We start from the raw sequence: 18,715 nt of genomic DNA on the forward strand, positions 1-18,715 counted from the left end.
GGCATGCCGCCAGCGTTCGTCCTGAGCCAGGATCAAACTCTCCATAAAAGAGAATTGATTGCTCAATTCGTACTGGCATCATTTAAGATGTCTATCAGATCGTTCGATCTGTTTGTGTTTGTTCCGCCGGCAGAGCCGGTTTCCCAAACGATAATTCGTTGACATTTTGCTGTTCAGTTTTCAAGGTTCATAGTGTTTCCGTTGTTTTCAGCAACTTTTATATAATACCACACTGTATAGTTCGCGTCAATAACTTTTTAAAAGTTTATTTCGCTTGAAATACAATGCACAAGTTAGTTACGTGAAAAGCAACGTGTTTAAATATACCACGCACATTAAACTAACGCAAGTATTTTCTTCACAAACAAAAAGAGTGCATCTCAACTAGCGAGATGCACTCTGAATTTATACTCAGTCTTTAGAACGCATTTGCGGGAATAATAACACATCCCGAATGGATTGAGCGTTTGTTAACAGCATTACAAGACGGTCAATACCAATTCCAAGTCCGCCAGTAGGTGGAAGACCGTATTCCAATGCTTCGATGAAGTCTTCATCCATTTCGTGCGCTTCATCATTTCCTTGTTCCTTTTCAACTAGCTGAGCTTCAAAACGCTGACGCTGATCTATAGGATCATTCAGTTCAGTAAAGGCGTTTGCATGCTCACGACGTACAATAAATAACTCAAAACGGTCTGTAAAGCGACCGTCTTCTGGATTTTTCTTCGCAAGCGGTGAAATTTCAACTGGGTGACCGTACACGAATGTCGGTTGAACCAGCTGCTCTTCTACTTTTTGCTCGAAGAATTCATTCAGCACATGCCCCGCTTCCATCGTCGGTTGTACATCTACCCCATGCTCCTTAGCTAGTACATGCGCTTCTTCCTTCGTCATTTCCTTCCAGAAGTCTACGCCTGTATATTCCTTAACCGCATCAGCCATATGCAGACGTTTCCAGCCAGGAGATACATCAATAATGTCATCACCATATTGTACTTTCGTAGTGCCAAGCACTTCTTCGGCGATATGTGCAATCATATTCTCCGTTAGCTCCATAATGTCGTTATAGTCAGCATACGCTTCATATAATTCAATCATTGTGAACTCTGGATTGTGACGAGTCGAGATTCCTTCGTTTCTGAATACACGCCCAATTTCATACACTTTCTCTAATCCGCCAACAATCAGACGCTTCAAGTGTAACTCAATCGCAATACGCATATATAAGGTCATATCCAAAGTATTATGATGCGTAATAAACGGACGCGCCGAAGCACCACCCGCGATTGAATGTAACATCGGTGTTTCCACCTCTAAGAAGCCTTGTCCATCTAAATAACGTCGCATGGATTGAATGATACGGCTTCGTAAAATGAAAGTCTCTTTACTGCCTTCAGTAGAGATCAAGTCCAAGTAACGTTGACGGTAACGTTGTTCAATGTCCTGTAACCCATGAAACTTTTCAGGAAGCGGTCGCAGCGCTTTTGATAAAAACGTGAACTTAGTTACTTTAATAGAGAGTTCGCCAACTTTTGTTTTGAAAACTGCTCCTTCAATTCCTACGATATCTCCTAAATCCGCCATCGTGAAGAGCTTATACGCCTCTTCGCCAATCACATCCAGACGTACATAAATCTGAATTTGGCCACCTAAATCTTGGATATGTGCAAATCCAGCTTTCCCTTTACCGCGTTTTGTCATAATACGTCCAGCAATCTTGGCAACGTGTTGTGTCTCATCTAATTCTTCTTTCGATAATTCACCATAAGCCTCTATTAACTCATTTGATAAATGAGTTCGCTCGAATCGAGCACCAAATGGATCAAGTCCTCCGTTACGAATCTCTTCCATCTTCTGACGTCTTACCTGAAATTGATCATTCAACTCTTCTATATTTGACATCCTGTTCACTCCTCTAAATTGTCCATGCGCTAATGGCTTGTTCTTTCCTTATTGTACACAATCTAAGCACGTAAAAAAAGCCGCTGGTCAAGCCCTTTCAAAAACCATCTCAACGCTCTTTCAGTCTGAACCTGTTTACGCTTTGTTTTTCTAATAGGTAATTATCGTTTCGTCAAGAGTTTCACCTGTTGTTTTTATGAAATCAATCGCTTTAAATAAAACAACACAACCGCAAAACGAACACCGGGATATTATGGACGATTGTATTCGTTGGTCTTTCTTGCTTTCCACAAGACTACCCCATCTTCTTGCATCACAGACTCTTCTCTAAACAGACGTCCTGTAATCGGATCAATGCACTCCGGCGCAATCTCTGTTAGAGGGATTAACACAAATGCCCGTTCCCGCATCCGGGGATGGGGAACTGAAAGTGTCTTCGAGTCAATAATCTCGGTATTGTACAATAGAATGTCTAGGTCAGCCGTTCTCGGACCCCAACGGATTGTTCGCACTCTTCCTAGTTCCTGCTCGATTCTTTGACACTCGGCCAGCAACTGCAAAGGTTCCAGTACAGTCTTCACCCGAACAACTATATTCAAAAAGTCCGCTTGATCCGTAACCCCTACCGGTACGGTCTCATAGATTGATGATGTTTCAACCGATTCGATTCCCGCAGTAGCACTAAGAGAGCCGATTGCCAGCCTCAAAAACTCTTCTCTGTCCCCCATATTCGTGCCAATCGACAAGTAGGCTGTATTCATGACAACTTCCCCCGTTCAATTTCCACAGCTACCGACGTATAATGACCCCGAATCGGCGGATCCGGTTTCACAACCAAAACTCGAACACCCGAAACTTGTGTTTTATAGTCGGAGAGCAACTTACCGGCAATCCGCTCCGCAACTGTTTCAATAAGTTTAACCGGCTCCCCTTCCACGATAGATTGAACAATAGAGTACGCTTCTGCGTAGTTCACTGTTTTGGATAAATCGTCATCCTTTCCAGCTCCTGCTAAATCCACAGCCATCGAAACCGATACCGTAAACCGCTGTCCAAGTACCGCCTCTTCCGCAAGCGCCCCATGGTAGCCATAAAACTGCATTTCATTCAAATGTATAAAGTCCATCCATATCCCTCCTAGATCGTAAATTCCTGTTTACCCGTCAGTACATCCATCATGCGAACCATCCTGGTAATCGCCTTAACATCGTGAACACGTACAATATGACAACCATGTTCAATACCATAACAAACAGTTGCCCCTGTACCTTCCAGCCGCTCTTCCACAGGCAGGTTCAAAACCTTACCTATTAGCGACTTCCGCGATGTGCCTAGCAATACCGGATAACCCAACTCGGCAAGCCGGTCTAGGTTTTGCATCGCTTCGATATTCTCTTCGATACTTTTCGCAAACCCGATTCCGGGATCCAGCCAGATATTTCGTTCTATAACTCCGGCATTTCTAGCAAGACTAATACTTTCTTCTATATCTCCAATCAATTCATCGCCTAGATTGCCTTCATAGATTGCTTCAAGACGGTTATGCATTAAAATGATGGGGGTATCATACTGTTTCGCGACTTCCACTATGCCGGGTTCCCGCTTAGCACCCCAAACATCATTAATAATATGTGCTCCAGCTTTTATCGCTTCTTCAGCAACACTTGCTTTATATGTATCAATGGAAATCGCACAGTTTAACTCCTTCGATAACACTTCGATAACAGGAATGGTACGGGACAATTCTTCATCTAATGTAACAGGGGTATGTCCAGGTCGAGTAGATTCCCCTCCAATATCAATAATTTTCGCGCCATCTTTCAACATTTCCGCAGCCTTTTCAACTGCCGCATCTAAATAGCTGTATTTCCCGCCATCAGAAAACGAATCAGGTGTAACATTTAAAATTCCCATGACAACAGTCTCTTTAGAGAAGTCGATTTCCGTTTCGCCAAATATGTATGGTGCTTGTGCGTATTTTAACTCCACATTCACGTTCTCCCTCTTACGCCATTCCTTTTGAAAATAGCTTTTTTTATAGTTTACCGTTTACTACTCCGTTTTCCCACTACAACGACATCAAAAAGAGGAAGCAGTTAAGCTTCCTCTCAAGTATTAATTATTCTTCTTCAAATTGATAGAGCGGTGTACTCAAGTAACGCTCTCCGTTCGACGCCAAAATGGCTACGACAGTTTTGCCTTTTCCAAGTTCCTTGGCAGCTTTTAATGCAGCAAACACTGCAGCGCCTGATGAAACACCGCCAAGAATGCCTTCTTCACGCGCCATTTTCCGTGCATATTCGTAAGATTCATCATTCGTCACTTGTGTAATTTCATCATAGATTTTTGTATCAAGGACTTCAGGAACAAATCCTGCGCCAATCCCTTGAATTTTATGAGGGCCTGGCTTTCCTCCCGAAAGTACCGCTGAGTCAGTGGGCTCTACAGCGATAATTTTAACACCCGGGAAGCGTTCTTTCAGTACACTGCCGACTCCGGTAATTGTTCCACCCGTTCCAACTGCTGATACAAACGCATCCACTCTGTCTAACGCATCTGCAATCTCTGGTCCAGTCGTAAGTCTGTGTATTTCAGGGTTCGCCTCGTTGTTGAATTGTTGAGGCAAGAACCAGCCGTTTTCTTCTGAAAGCTGTTCCGCCTTTGCGATTGCCCCTTTCATTCCTTCTGCACCTGGCGTCAAGATAAGATCCGCCCCATAAGCACGAAGTAGATTTCTGCGTTCCAAGCTCATGGTATCCGGCATTACAAGCACTGCCTTATATCCTTTCGCTGCCGCAATCATCGCAAGTCCAATACCGGTATTACCACTAGTCGGTTCAATTAAAGTACCGCCCTCTGGTAAATCTCCAGACTTCTCAGCAGCCTCAATCATCGCTAACGCAATTCGATCTTTCACACTTGACCCAGGATTAAAGTATTCCAGTTTCAAATAGACATCTGCATCTTCCGGACCGACAAGCCGATTCAGTTTCACTAATGGTGTTTGGCCTACTAGATCCGCTACAGAATTTCCAACTTTCTTCATCTTAACCACTCCAATTCCTAGTTAATAGGTAGGTTTTATAATGTATTCAGTTTACAAGAAAAAGGTGTGCGTTGTCAATGAATCCAAACTGGATATAAACGACAAAAAACTCCACTACAGGAGTGGAGTTTTTTACTTACCATAAAACCATTCGGCATCGAATTCTTGCCAAAATGCTTCGGGTGTTACGGATTGGGAAAGCTGCTGCAGCGCTAATTCACTGCGTATATGCTCTTTCACATCGTTCAACTTAAATGAGCGTCCTTTTAAGATTTCACGCACTTGTATAATTGCGTACGTGTCATCTGCCAATTTAAATACTTTACTCACATCGTCTTGTTTCAGTTTTTCTGCTTGTATCAATACAGCCGGATCTACATCTTCTGTACGACTGCTTACATATCCAAGGTCGCCTCCGATCGAAGCAGACGATGCATCTATCGAGCGTTCCTTCGCAAGGACATCGAAACTCGAGCCGCCCTTCAATTCTTTCAGCGCTTGTTCAGCTTCTCCTTCAGAAGACGCAACCAGCATGGAAGTACGATAGGCGGTTGGAATTTCAAACTGATCTTCATTTTTTTCAAAATAAGATTTCACTGTCTTATCTTCAACGACAATGTCTTTGGTTAGGACACGATCTAGAATGAGTTCTGAACGGACTTTTCTGCGCATTTGTTCTGCATCCAGTCCTGTGTACGCTTTACCATCTAATGAAGAAAGAAGTGCTAATTCACGATCGACGTCTTCATCTGTTACGTCAATTTTGTATTCAGTTGCAGCGGTCTCCATGACCCGGTTATTGACTAACTCAAGCAACACATTACGTCCTACTTCTTTTTCCATCGCCGTCATCCACTCTTCGCGTGTAATGGGCTCTCCGGCAACTGATGCGACTTCTTCGCCTGACTGGAACGGATTTTCTGCTTTGCTTGGGACTAACCAACCGATGAACCACAAAAGATTACCTGCTGCTAAAAGAATGATGAGTATAAGAAGAGGCTTTGTTTTTAGTCGGCGCTTGGGTGAATCGTTCACAACTCGATTACGATCCTGATCGGATTTCATCAACAAATTCCTCTAGTTCATCTTTTGAAAAGACATACTTCTCTAAACAAAAATGACACTCGGCCTCAGCTTCTCCATCTTCTTGAATAATTGTTTGAATCTCCGTTTCTCCCAAGCTCTTTATAGCTGTTCCAAAACGTTCTTTTGAGCAATTGCAGCGGAAACTAACATCGACTTCGTCAACTACACGAACGTTTTCCAGACCTAACACTTCTTCCAGCACGCCTTGAGGCGAAAGCCCGCGATCGATCATTTTAGATATCGGCTCCATTTGACTAATACGTTGTTCTAATTCGGAAATCGTTTCGTCTGTTGCGCCTGGCATAACTTGCAGAATAAATCCTCCAGATGCTTTGACAGTGTTGTCGGGATTTACTAAAACCCCTAACGCCACAGCAGAGGGAACTTGTTCAGACACAACAAAATACTGCGTAAAGTCTTCTGCTACCTCACCTGACACGATCGGGGTTTGCCCAGTAAACATATCCCGCAGTCCGAGGTCCTTAACGACAGTAAGGAGCCCCTCAGTTCCAACTGCACGACGTACGTCTAATTTCCCTTGTTCGTTTAAATCGAAATGTGTTTGTGGATGAATGGCATACCCACGGATATGTCCATTCGCATCGGCGTCAGTAATAATCGCACCAAGCGGTCCACCGCCGTCCAATTTCACAGTTAACTTGTCTTCGCCTTTCATCATTGCGCCCATCATGACAGTCGCGGTCATCGTACGACCAACCGCAGCAGTCGCGGTCGGCCAAGAGTTATGGCGACGTTGCATTTCGCCAACTGAAGCTGTAGTTGTTGAAGCGTATGCACGAATTGTACCGTCAAACGCTAATGCCTTAATAAGATAATCTTTCATTCTATTCTCTCCTTATTGGTTTCTTTCATGAATCAGTTTTAACCCCTTCAATGTAAGGTATTCATCTACAACATCAATCATATCCGTTTCTTTACTGATTAACGGAGCAAGACCGCCTGTCGCAATAACAGTCGGAACTTTTTTACTCTCTGCTTTCATACGATTGACGAGACCTTCAACCTGTCCGACATATCCGTACAAAATACCAGCTTGCATCGCAGATACAGTGTTTTTTCCTACAACATGTTCAGGCCGAGTTAGTTCCACGCGCGGTAATTTAGAAGCCCTGTCAAACAACGCTTCCATTGAAATGTTAATGCCTGGAGCGATTGCTCCCCCCATGTATTCTGCGTGTTCATTCACATAACAATATGTGGTTGCCGTACCAAAGTCGACTATTATTAGCGGACTTCCATATTCATGAATGGCCGCGACTGCGTTTACGATCCGGTCAGCGCCTACTTCACGCGGGTTTTCATATTTAATGTTAAGTCCTGTTTTAACTCCCGGTCCGACAATAACAGGTTCCTGACGAAAGTACTTTTTACACATCTGTTCCAAAGGAAACATGACTGGCGGAACAACGGATGAAATAATGATGCCATTTATATCCGAAAACTCCAGACCCACGTGAGAAAATAACGCTTTAACTTGCATCGCGTATTCGTCTTCCGTTTTGTGACGGTATGTTTCCATCCGCCAATGATATTTAAGCTGGGTGCCTTCATAGACACCGAGTACGATATTTGTATTTCCTGTATCCAAAACTAAGAGCATGACAGATTCCTCACTAACCTCAGTAGTCTTTTTTCCCTCACATCATACCACAATTCTTTTCAAAAAAAACAGCTGACTGTCTTTTAACGGACAGTCAGCTGTGCAGTTACTACTCATTACGTTTTTCATCAATGGAGTCAAGTGGTGCTTCAGTACTTGAACCATCTGGTAAATCACCGACAGAAGGATCTGTTGGAGCTCCAGTAATGTCTGGGTTTGCCTCCGCATCTTCCCCTACTTCTTTCCGCTCATATGGACGGTCAGGAAGTGTACCGTGGTCTTTCAAGTGATTGATTTGTTCTGCATCGAGAGTTTCCACTTCTAAAAGTGTTTTCGCAATCAAATCAAGTAAACTGCGGTTTTCGGTAAGAATTCTCTTCGTACGCTCATATTGACCTTTGATAATGGCTTGCATTTCTTGATCAATTTCGTAAGCAATTGCATCAGAATAGTTCTGTTCAGAATTGAAGTCACGGCCCAAGAAGACGTTACCGCCCTGTTGCTGGCCAAACTGCATAGGTCCGAGTTTGTCGCTCATTCCGTATTCTGTAACCATAGAACGTGCGATACCCGTTGCACGCTGGAAGTCATTGTGAGCACCCGTTGAAACTTCGCCAAGAACAATCTCTTCAGAAACACGGCCGCCAAGAAGTCCTGCGATTTTGTCGAGCAGTTCCGGCTTAGTCATGAAGTAACGATCTTCTTTAGGGAGCATAACGGCATAACCGCCAGCCTGACCACGAGGAACAATCGTAACTTTATGCACAATTTCAGCATCATCCAGCATTAGTCCGACAACAACGTGACCTGCTTCGTGATTCGATACGATTTTGCGCTCTTTTTCAGAGATGACTCGACTCGTTTTTGCAGTACCTGCAATTACACGGTCAGTCGCTTCGTCAATATCAGACATATCAATTGTCGTCTTATTCCGTCGAGCTGCGACTAATGCCGATTCGTTCAAGAGGTTCTCTAGATCTGCACCTGAGAATCCTGGAGTACGTTGTGCAAGGGCTTTTAAGTTAACAGTTTCATCTAACGGCTTGTTTCTTGCGTGTACTTTAAGTACCGCTTCACGACCTTTAACATCCGGACGGCCTACTGTGATTTGTCGGTCAAAACGACCCGGACGCAGTAAAGCTGGATCCAAAATATCAGGACGGTTCGTTGCTGCTACAATAATGATGCCTTCGTTTTCACCAAAGCCATCCATCTCTACAAGCAACTGGTTCAATGTTTGTTCACGTTCATCATGACCGCCGCCGAGGCCTGCACCACGTTGACGTCCAACTGCATCAATTTCATCGATGAAAATAATACAAGGTGCATTCTTTTTCGCGTTTTCGAACAAATCACGAACACGAGATGCCCCTACACCAACGAACATCTCTACGAAATCCGAACCGGAAATCGAGAAGAACGGAACGCCTGCTTCGCCTGCCACAGCACGAGCAAGTAATGTTTTACCCGTACCAGGAGGCCCTACAAGAAGGATACCCTTCGGGATACGCGCACCAACTGCATTAAATTTACGAGGATCTTTCAGGAAGTCGACTACTTCGACAAGTTCCTGTTTCTCTTCATCAGCACCTGCTACGTCTGTAAATCGTACTTTTTTGCGGTCGTCACTATGCAATTTCGCTTTACTTTTACCGAAATTCATAACTTTACCGCCACCACCGCCACCTTGAGCTTGGTTCAACAAGAAGAAGAACAAGATGATGATAATGATAAATGGCACGAGGCCAGTAAAGAAAGAAACCCACGCGCTTGTTTCAGGCGCTGGTAAAATGTCCACTTCCGTGTTCGTTGTTTTTGCAAGTTCACGGATATCACTCATTGTCGTCTCATCATTCATCGGAACGTTGGTAGTGAAGGTTTCATCTTTTTTCGCGTCTTTCATTTGTCCTTTTACTTCATATACTAACTGGACAGGCTGAAATTCCGCTTTCTCCACTTTTCCTTGTTCTAATGCTGTGAGAAATTCGTCATAACGGATCTTTTCCATCTTTGGGTTTGGATTGTTCAGCGAACTGAAAATACCCATGATCGCTAGAAAAATTAGCCCATATAATAGAAAGTATCGAAATATTCGATTCATCCCAAGCCTCCTCAATTCTTTAACAGAAAACTATTGACATCTTATCATATAAACAATTTGAATCACAAAGAAAATGCCTTGGGAAGTAAGCCTTATACCGCTAATTCTTCACAAGAGTTAACTTGCAATTACGTCGTGTAAATTTCTTTCTTCAACACGCCGATATATGGAAGATTCCGGTACTTCTCTGCGTAATCTAATCCGTAGCCTACTACGAATGCATCTGGAACTTCAAAACCAACCATGTCTGCTTTTAAATCCACTTTACGGCCGGTTGGCTTGTCTAGAAGTGTAACAATTTTAATAGACTTCGCTTTACGGTATTTCAATAGCTCAATTAGATATTTCAATGTCTTTCCACTGTCGATAATATCTTCGATGATTAAAATGTCACGGCCCTCAACGCTTGTGTTCAAATCTTTAATGATTTTCACTTCACCTGAAGAGACTGTTGCATTCCCGTAGCTAGAAACATCCATGAAATCGAGTTCTATGTATGCATCGAACCGTTTAATGATATCACTCATGAATGGAAGTGCTCCTTTAAGCACACCAATCGCAAGCGGAAACTTATCTTGGTACTCTTCTGTTAGCTGCTTTCCAAGCTCAGCAACTTTTTCTTGAAGTTGTTCTTCTGTAATTAGTACTTCTTGAATATCTTTTTCCAACATGAAAATATTCCTCCTAAGTTGTGTAAGTCTACATGTATGAAACAATCGTTGTCATCCAGGTCAGACCATCATCAGTATGTACGCCTGATCTCCAGACGGTTTTTTGGTAAATGATGCACTGTAGCGTATACCAGGAATTGCACAGACTTCTCCCTGATCAGAAACAACTACAGGAATACTGTCTCTCATCGATTGTTTGACCTTTTCGTCAATTAGTAAACGACTCACTCTTTTAGGTTGATCCATTCCACTTAATTGAATCCGGTCTCCCGGCTGTCTAGATCGTACAATAGAGGGACGAGCCCCATTTTCCAATTGAAAATAACGCCATTCCGAAATGTTGTCCAAAGTGGTACCGTTAACGTCAGAGGCTTTACACCAACGTAACTTTACTGACCCCCATTGAACCCATTTGTCTGGCGGGAACGGAATCTCCTGACTTACCGGCTTTTCCTTTTCACTTTGAACAAAAGTTGAAATTCCGTAGTCTCTTTGCAGCATCCACCCTTTCGGAAGGTCTACAACACCACTTCCGACATCTTGAGAAAACTGATGAATAAGCAAATTCAACAACTCCGCATTATAAAATGCAGGTAGAATTTCCCCATTGTAAAGATACTCTAATAGTAGAGGAATGACCCTCTTTTGTAAAGCAACGTGCATGGATCTAAATTTTGCTGAATGAATCTTTAGGACTCCGTTATCCGACAACCTAATTAGCTGATGCACTTGTTCTTTTGCCTGGTCAGTTAAGAAGTCCTCATCTTCTTGCAGCCCCGCTGCCATCCGAACCGAGTTTTCGGCAGCTGCTGGGTGTTCGTGCAAGAGTACCGGAAGAATATGATGCCGATATCGATTACGTGTATAGTCATCTTTTTCATTACTAGGGTCTTCACGGAATGGAAGAGTACGCAGTTTTACGTACTCATATAAGTCTTCCTTCATCAAAGACAACAATGGACGAATGAGCTTGCCTTCGCCAAACGGTCGAAATGCCGGCATTCCTTTTGGCAGCTGTCCTTTTGCCAACTGCATTAAAACCGTCTCAAGCTGGTCTTCTGCATGATGGGCAATGGCAACCACTGAAAACCCGTATTCACTCATTGTTTCTTCAAACAATCTATACCGTCCAATACGACAAACTTCTTGCGTGTTGCCACCCATGGATTCTAACAAATCTGGAACTGGTAAGGTTGTCCCGTAAAACGGAATCCCCAACCCTTTACAAAATTCTTCTACTACTTGGCCATCTATCCGGGATTCTTCTCCGCGGAGACAATGATCCACATGTATCGCGCCTACCTCAATACCGAATTGCGTACTTTGTTCACTTAAAAAGTGCAGCAAGACGATCGAGTCAACGCCTCCTGAACAAGCAACAAGCACCCGATCACCTGTTTTTACCATTTTCTCTTGACGAATGAAGGCAGAGACTTTGTTATATAAACTTTCCCCCATCTTAACCACCCCCGCCATATTCTCTCTATTATCCTACCACTTTTTGGCGAAATAGTGAGGGTGTTCGCACTTTTACGCTCGACCATCTAGGTACAATATGATCTATTTTCATCACCAGGACGGTACGGTCATCTGCTGTAGTTTTAAATTTACGCTCCATCTCTCCCATAATACGGTCTGCAAGCGTATCACACTCTAAATCCCCATAACGCTCGATTGTCTGGTACAACGACTTCTCTTGTAATTCCAATGACAAATCTCCATTAAACATACCGTCTGTCATCATAACGATGATATCACCCGACTTTAGTTCTTCGTTCTTCGCTTCGACTGTAAAGGATGGTAAAAAGCCAAACGGAACTGCCTTACTGTCTACTCGCAGGAAATCCTCTCCCCTTTTAATATACGTGCTCATAGATCCTGCCTTCCAAGACCACAATCTGCCGTCTTGTAAATCGACAAGTGCTAAATCTAAAGTTGCATACATATCATCCAGGCCGTTAAGCGCCATCATATAATGCAGCGTATGCATAGCTGTCTCAGGTCCCATCTTCCGGTCTAAACACTCTCTCATTAATCGGATCACTTTCTGGCTTTCATAGTAAGCATTCATGTCTTGTCCCATACCGTCTGATAGTAATACGGCTGTTAGACCATCATGGATTGGAAAGACTTCGTACGCATCTCCTGCATAAAATGAGCCGCTTCCCGCCGTAGACATAACTCCATATTGCATCGAGAATCTGACAGCTGAAGTGAAAGTCAGTTGCAAGTGAGCGAATGGTTGCTGCTGCATAATTGCTTTTTCAACTTGGAATGGTTCCTGGTACATTTCTTCAAGAATCGGCAAGATCAGCCGTTCCGCCACTGTGGTATCTGTTTCGAAAGTGGAGCGTTTTTCAGGAATCGAACAAACAATGCGCATCGCACCCTTTTCTTCCGATAAAATATCAATTTGGAAAAAGTCGATATCTTGCGCACGTAAACATCTGCCTAGTTCTTCTTCTGACGGCTGATAAATAGTTACATCCTCTTTAATTTCATTCATCATATTCTCTAAATGAGTACTCATATCTCTTAATTGCAATGCAAGCATTTTTCGTCCATGCTGCAGCTGTCCCATTAGTAAGCGATCCGCTCCACGCTCCTCTAGTTCTTCTAGCAACCCTGTGTGACGCACACATTTATACTTAATCCTCTCTTCTACTCGATGGCGTGCTGCTTTCTTAGTTGCTGAATAGGTAGACTCCCATTCAGATAATAAGTTCGGCATGCTGTCATCTTCTGATGCCCAGCACTTGGTAAAGCGGAAACAAGATCGGCATGCAACGGGCGTTTCCTGTTCGTATTCAATATGCCTCGTTTCTTGTACCGGGAACTGATCGTTAACCATAGTCGACATGAAAGAAGCAAACTGCTGAAAGTCTGTAAGTTGTTCATCCAGCCTGCGAGTTAACCATTGTTGCCGTTTTTCAGAGTGATCCTGCTGTTCCGGAACCAAAACGTCTCGAACCGAAGCGAGCCGTTTCGACGGAATGAGCAAAAATAGTAAAGTGGCTGCCCCAATTGTCGCAAAATGAGTTTCATCAAGCGGCAAGGTTAAATCATATAGTAGGAAAAAGACTGACGCGAATAGACCACCTGTTGCTACGCCTAGTTTTCCAAAGTTTTTCATAGCTCCTGCTGCAAATCCGGTCATTCCATAAACCGTCATCATCCCAGTAAATGATAGTTCCGCCATTCCAGTGATGGCGGCGATCAGCATGGCGATAGTTGTTGAAAATAGCACACCGCCGGCCAAGGCTGCGATTAAAATCGCGGTATACAACAGCAAGCCAGGAATAGAAATATAGCCAATGATCAAACGATCCATCCCAGTAGTGGCCATAGCTGCCACAATACATGCTGCACCTAACTGTTCTGCCCGCCACGGGGAGTAGAGCAACTTATCCACTTGCGGAAATGCTAGAAATAGAAAGACTGTCATCAATAAAGCAAGTATTGCTTCAAAACCAATTGCAACTTGAACGGTTAATGGAGGTTGTCCTGCGTACATAATAAGTTGCCAAAACACTTGTATGAAAATAACAGTACCAGCTACAGTGAGCGGCACAGACTTCCGAGTGAATGGGTGTCGAATGACAATACTAAATAATAGTAACTGCAATATGAAGATTACTGATTGCCCAACGCCTAGAAACAAACTTCCGCTGATCCCCCCAATGAATACTGGCAGCATGTACTTCGGATACCGCATAGCCGCGAGTGCCCATACAGGTAATAAAAAAGGAACAGCTGCATCAAATAGGACTGCTTGTGATAGAAAGAAAGAACCGATCGTGAATAGAAACATGGTAAGTAAGTGCACTTTTCTTTGCATGATTGACCCTACTACGTCCTGAGCTTGTTGGAACAGTGATCTCTCTGTATTACTGCTGATCATCTTCATTTCTCATTCCCCCTATGATCTATTGCCGTAAGTATACATGCCTTATGCCTAATAATTTGTCTGTTCCTGACACCAGGTACTAAAAACATTTCGACGGTATACGGGGATGTTTTTCATTTCCTTAGACAAAGCGGTTTGAGAAGGATATTCACTTACTGTTCTAAAGAATTTGGTCAGTTCTATCGTGTTTACATTTGAAAGGATACAACTAGCAGAAAGTTTTTACTCCGGGGTAGTTGACAGTACTTAAAATAATCTGTATGATAAATAAGGTCGTGAACATCATGTTGACGCATTCAAATTTTGGCGGCGTAGCTCAGCTGGCTAGAGCGTACGGTTCATACCCGTGAGGTCGGGGGTTCGATCCCCTCTGCCGCTATAAAAATGTTTTGAAAAGGATCTGTCTTTCGACAGATCCTTTTTTGTATAAGGTGAAATTGACCGTGCTTACAGAATTTGATGATAAACCCTAAAAAAGCTTACCCCCAAACCTACCCTTCCCAAAGGGAATTCCAACAAGAACTCATTCAGCCGCTTTCAAAGTATTAATGGATCGTGCATCGCTCACTTTCAATCTATTACATTGCACCTGCAATTGAACTTAACAAAAACTGATTTATCCAAAGTCTTATTTTTAAGCACTAAAAAAAGCTGAGGGTGCGCGACTGCACATCCTCAGCTTTTATCTATAAGACATTTTTTCCTGCATTGAAACAGCTCAACAGGGTCGTTTCCAACCGTTACATAGCGCTTTTAGCCTCTGCGTGCTCCGCGTCCTCCGCGTTTCGACTCAGTTGCTCGCTTAAGTGTTGTTAGACGTTCCTCGCTGTCCTTCATGAATTTCGCCATTTTTGTCTCGAAATTCTCTGGACGCTCAGGAGGACGTCCTCCACCCTGACGAGGGCGTGACGGTCGCTGCGGGCGCTGCGGCCGTTGTTCCGATTCCGGTTTTGCTTTCCGGATCGACAAGCCAATCTTGCCATCAGAACCGACGTTCATGACTTTCACTTCAACCATGTCGCCGACTTTTAAATGATCATTAATATCTTTGACGTAGTTGTCTGCCACTTCACTGATGTGGACGAGTCCTGTTACGCCGGTTGGCAATTCAACGAATGCCCCAAAATTAGTAATACCTGTCACTTTACCCTCTAGCTTGCTGCCTACTTCAATTGACATAAAAAAAATGCTCCTCCTTAGAATTTAAGCGGGCTTCCATTTCAGAAGCCTAGCAACCGTTTTTACGGGTCTTGCTTGCGCAAGATTCCTACTTTCATTATATCCAACAAAAAAAGAGTGTCAATAAGACTACTCTTTTCCGTCGTCTTTTTTGTTCAATTTTTTCTTCCCTTCTGGAAGTGAGAAGATAATTTCGTTCTTATTTGAGACAAAGTACTCTTTACGTGCGAGCTTTGCAATGTACTCTTCATCGTCCAGTTTCAATAACTGTTTTTTCAATTGTTCCTGTTCACTTGCTTTTACAGATAGCTGCTCAACTAATTCTTGTTTCTCCTGCTGTTTTAAGGCAAGCATTTCTTTTTGTTGATGATTGTAGCTTGCGATGCCTCCGAAAGTCAGAACAATTACCACCGCAAAAACAAGCAGCTTCACTTTTAGCCGTTTCTTTTGCTTCCGTCGCCAGTCCTCTTTTCGCTGCATGGAGCGGACATATTCAGTTTCAATTGACGCAACCGTCGAGGAATTTGACTTCCTGGCCTTTTGCTCCATCTCCTGCACATCCCCTCAAATACATTTCACAGTCATCTTGATTATCTATTATACGCTACTTTGACTTATTTTTGAAGTGAAATCTGAAAACTCGATAATAGATGAATCGAAAGGGCTGTGTGAGGAGCAGCAAAACGGCTAGTATAATCCTAACTATATACATGAAGAACCATACAATTAAGCGAACTACAAACAGCAAAGGACGGATGACAATTACAATAATAATTCTTCCGAGTAAGCGGAATGGTTTATGGAAAATGGCAGCATATAATAACAAGCCTGATACCTGGGCGAGCGGGTCATACATCCGCCACGCCCCATCTCTAAATGCAAACAGTACCGCAAATGCGAAACATCCAGCTATTAGCCATCCAATAGTTTCGAGGATAATGGCTCTTCTGCGAACGATGGACGTTTTCCCGGTGCTTGCGATTCCCGTTCCTATCATATCCATGAATGCACCTGCGACAATTCCTGTTCCAATCATCGCAAGTAAACTCGCAAGCTGTGCGGTGATACTCATCCGAACAATTTATGGAGGAAATTACGTGAACCGGTCTCTTCTTCATCGTACTGGAGTGTAGCAACAGAGCCTTCAAGTGTGAGAAGTCCCTTGTCCACATCCAAGTGAACGATGCGTAATTCTTCTCCTTTGATGGTAAGCATACCTTGTGATGTACGGACTAAAAATTCTTCTTGGTCAAATCGGTCAATCGTTTTAACAGATGTAAGATCCATTCGTTTGCGGTTCCGCATGGTCACGACGTGATCACCGGATGGAATTGTGTAAGCTGGGCTTTCAGTTTGAATTTGCATAGTCTGTCCCCCTGTCTGATTTGTACACTGCCATCCTATGCACGTCCAACAAAAAACATGACAGGAAGTTTCCTGTCATGTCGGTTTAGTCTTCATCATCTACAAATTCCGGATCTACTTTTTCAAGTTTTTCTTCCCTTACAATCGTATACATCATTGTAGCGTCTTCTTTTTTCGTGGAAGCTTTCAACTCATTTACTGTGACTGTAACAATCTTTTGACCAAATCGAATGGCTAATTCATTTCCTGGCGCAACGTCCGACGATGCTTTGGCTACTTTTCCATCAATTGTAATACGCCCTTGGTCTGCTACTTGCTTCGCAAGGGTTCTGCGTTTAATTAACCTGGATACTTTTAAAAATTTATCGAGTCTCATTTCCATTTCCCCCTATCTTTTTGGCTTGTTGCCAAAATTCCTCAAGTTCATCTATTGTATACGCTTCAAAGTCACCCCGGCCTGCCGCAACTGACTTTTCAATATAGGAAAAACGATTACTAAACTTTTGATTGGCGTGTTGCATTGCTTCCTCAGGTGATAATTTTAAGAATCGTGCAATGTTTACCAGAGTGAAAAAGACATCGCCTAACTCGTCTGTCCGTGAGTCCTGGGTACCATTCTCCACCTCATCTTTGAACTCTTGCCATTCCTCTTCAAACTTATCAAACGCCCCTGCAGCATCAGCCCAGTCGAAACCGACGCGCGCCGCGGCTTTCTGATAATTGAATGATGTAAGAAGAGACGAGTTTGTCAACGCTTGTCCATCCAGCAGCGAACTGTTCTTCGGCTTCTCTTCACTCTTAATGTCTTGCCAGTTTTTCAAGACTTCATCAGAATCTGCCACTTCAAGTTCTCCAAAGACGTGTGGATGTCTGCGAATCATCTTATCGCCAACTGTTTGTAAGATATCCTCCATCGTGAAGTATCCTTCGTCCTCTCCAATTTGTGCATGTAAGAACACTTGAAGTAATACATCACCTAACTCTTCTACTAAGTTGTCATCATCTTCCCTGTCAATTGCATCTAATACTTCATGTGCTTCTTCAATTAAGTACCGTTTTAGCGATACATGTGTTTGCTCCCGATCCCACGGACATCCCTCAGGACTGCGCAGTTTCGCAATAATGGCACGGAATGTTTGCCATTCTTTCAGGCGCGCTGCTTGTTCCATAACTGGCGGTATATAGATCGTTGTTAAGTTATCAATGCTTGTTTCTCTATCTAAATCCACCAGTGGTACGGTTCGCAATTTTTCGGCAGACGTCCCCGCGGCGGTCACAATGGTGACAGGGTGATTCACATCATACTTCTCAAGCAATGTCAGCTTAACATCGGATGCTACAAAGCTATCATACACTTGACCAATCAGTACATGCTGACGCATTTGGACATCATCTTGGTTAAACTCTGTGCCATCCAACAGTTGGAAACCTTCAATCGGGTCAATCCGGAGCGCTGCAAAAATAGGATCTAGGAAGCTATTCCCACCAGCAATTTCGAGTACAGCCTCATTTACACGTTCACGTTCAATCAGCAATTGAACAGTACGTTCTGCAACTAGCGGATGACCCGGCACTGCATATGTCACCGGGTTTTCTTTCGCCATTTGCAACAGTCGTTTAACAATTTCTTCGTATACTTCTTCGAACGCATCATGAGATTCATAGACACTGTCAAAGCTTAACATCGACACGCTCTCAGCTTTTAATTCATCTATAGCAGGATGATGCTCTGTCCGAACGATTAGATTCTTTGCAGCTTTTAATTTGCGATAAACTCCAACAGATAGCTGTTCCAGTTCACCTGAACCAAGTCCTACAATTGTAATTGGATGCATAA

At 43.3% G+C, this 18,715-nt stretch carries 18 protein-coding genes and 1 tRNA gene; 1 reads left to right on the forward strand and 18 read right to left on the reverse strand.

Annotation, left to right across the window (positions count from 1 at the left end):
* Positions 1 to 411 precede the first annotated feature (411 nt).
* The 12 genes from lysS to QT716_RS15180 all read right to left on the reverse strand — a co-directional run bounded on the left by lysS (position 412) and on the right by QT716_RS15180 (position 14,334).
* A complete protein-coding gene (gene lysS / locus QT716_RS15125; RefSeq protein ID WP_317936984.1) occupies positions 412 to 1,902 on the reverse strand; it encodes a lysine--tRNA ligase in 1,491 nt (496 codons plus the stop codon).
* A 251-nt stretch (positions 1,903 to 2,153) separates the two neighbouring features.
* Positions 2,154 to 2,663, reverse strand: a complete 510-nt coding sequence (folK, locus tag QT716_RS15130; protein WP_317936986.1) for a 2-amino-4-hydroxy-6-hydroxymethyldihydropteridine diphosphokinase — start codon at positions 2,661 to 2,663, stop codon at positions 2,154 to 2,156.
* A complete protein-coding gene (gene folB / locus QT716_RS15135) occupies positions 2,660 to 3,028 on the reverse strand; it encodes a dihydroneopterin aldolase (protein WP_317936987.1) in 369 nt (122 codons plus the stop codon). Before folB ends, folK begins: the two co-directional genes overlap by 4 nt.
* Before the next feature lie 11 nt (positions 3,029 to 3,039).
* Entirely contained in the window at positions 3,040 to 3,816 is a 777-nt protein-coding gene (folP, locus tag QT716_RS15140; RefSeq protein WP_317937057.1) for a dihydropteroate synthase, read from the reverse strand.
* A 205-nt stretch (positions 3,817 to 4,021) separates the two neighbouring features.
* A complete protein-coding gene (gene cysK / locus QT716_RS15145; protein WP_317936988.1) occupies positions 4,022 to 4,948 on the reverse strand; it encodes a cysteine synthase A in 927 nt (308 codons plus the stop codon).
* Between the two features lie 132 nt (positions 4,949 to 5,080).
* Entirely contained in the window at positions 5,081 to 6,013 is a 933-nt protein-coding gene (locus QT716_RS15150) for a peptidyl-prolyl cis-trans isomerase (protein WP_317936989.1), read from the reverse strand.
* Positions 5,991 to 6,878 (reverse strand): Hsp33 family molecular chaperone HslO, encoded by an 888-nt coding sequence (hslO, locus tag QT716_RS15155; RefSeq protein WP_317936990.1) that lies wholly within the window; start codon positions 6,876 to 6,878, stop codon positions 5,991 to 5,993. The genes QT716_RS15150 and hslO overlap by 23 nt, the downstream gene beginning before the upstream one ends.
* Before the next feature lie 12 nt (positions 6,879 to 6,890).
* Positions 6,891 to 7,655, reverse strand: coding sequence for a type III pantothenate kinase (locus QT716_RS15160; protein ID WP_317936991.1), 765 nt, complete (start codon positions 7,653 to 7,655; stop codon positions 6,891 to 6,893).
* A gap of 109 nt (positions 7,656 to 7,764) precedes the next feature.
* Positions 7,765 to 9,756, reverse strand: a complete 1,992-nt coding sequence (gene ftsH, locus QT716_RS15165) for an ATP-dependent zinc metalloprotease FtsH (protein WP_317936992.1) — start codon at positions 9,754 to 9,756, stop codon at positions 7,765 to 7,767.
* 128 nt (positions 9,757 to 9,884) lie between these two features.
* Positions 9,885 to 10,427, reverse strand: coding sequence for a hypoxanthine phosphoribosyltransferase (gene hpt / locus QT716_RS15170; protein WP_317936993.1), 543 nt, complete (start codon positions 10,425 to 10,427; stop codon positions 9,885 to 9,887).
* A 60-nt stretch (positions 10,428 to 10,487) separates the two neighbouring features.
* Entirely contained in the window at positions 10,488 to 11,885 is a 1,398-nt protein-coding gene (gene tilS / locus QT716_RS15175; protein WP_317936994.1) for a tRNA lysidine(34) synthetase TilS, read from the reverse strand.
* 28 nt (positions 11,886 to 11,913) lie between these two features.
* Positions 11,914 to 14,334, reverse strand: a complete 2,421-nt coding sequence (locus tag QT716_RS15180) for a SpoIIE family protein phosphatase (RefSeq protein ID WP_317936995.1) — start codon at positions 14,332 to 14,334, stop codon at positions 11,914 to 11,916.
* A 305-nt stretch (positions 14,335 to 14,639) separates the two neighbouring features.
* Between QT716_RS15180 and QT716_RS15185 the strand changes: the two genes are divergently transcribed.
* Positions 14,640 to 14,713: transfer RNA gene (locus tag QT716_RS15185), tRNA-Met, on the forward strand.
* Positions 14,714 to 15,087: 374 nt separating this feature from the next.
* Here QT716_RS15185 and QT716_RS15190 read toward each other — a convergent pair.
* From QT716_RS15190 to yabN, 6 genes are all read right to left on the reverse strand, one after another.
* Entirely contained in the window at positions 15,088 to 15,513 is a 426-nt protein-coding gene (locus QT716_RS15190; protein WP_025783716.1) for a S1 domain-containing RNA-binding protein, read from the reverse strand.
* Between the two features lie 129 nt (positions 15,514 to 15,642).
* Entirely contained in the window at positions 15,643 to 16,062 is a 420-nt protein-coding gene (locus QT716_RS15195) for an FtsB family cell division protein (RefSeq protein ID WP_317936996.1), read from the reverse strand.
* A 55-nt stretch (positions 16,063 to 16,117) separates the two neighbouring features.
* Positions 16,118 to 16,585 (reverse strand): spore cortex biosynthesis protein YabQ, encoded by a 468-nt coding sequence (gene yabQ, locus QT716_RS15200; RefSeq protein ID WP_317936997.1) that lies wholly within the window; start codon positions 16,583 to 16,585, stop codon positions 16,118 to 16,120.
* Entirely contained in the window at positions 16,582 to 16,878 is a 297-nt protein-coding gene (yabP, locus tag QT716_RS15205; protein ID WP_191691794.1) for a sporulation protein YabP, read from the reverse strand. Before yabP ends, yabQ begins: the two co-directional genes overlap by 4 nt.
* 85 nt (positions 16,879 to 16,963) lie before the next feature.
* Entirely contained in the window at positions 16,964 to 17,254 is a 291-nt protein-coding gene (locus QT716_RS15210) for an RNA-binding S4 domain-containing protein (protein WP_317936998.1), read from the reverse strand.
* Positions 17,241 to 18,713, reverse strand: a complete 1,473-nt coding sequence (gene yabN, locus QT716_RS15215) for a bifunctional methyltransferase/pyrophosphohydrolase YabN (RefSeq protein ID WP_317936999.1) — start codon at positions 18,711 to 18,713, stop codon at positions 17,241 to 17,243. Before yabN ends, QT716_RS15210 begins: the two co-directional genes overlap by 14 nt.
* Between the last annotated feature and the right edge of the window lie 2 nt (positions 18,714 to 18,715).

This window comes from Sporosarcina aquimarina (genome assembly GCF_033253705.1).
Lineage (GTDB): Bacteria > Bacillota > Bacilli > Bacillales_A > Planococcaceae > Sporosarcina > Sporosarcina aquimarina.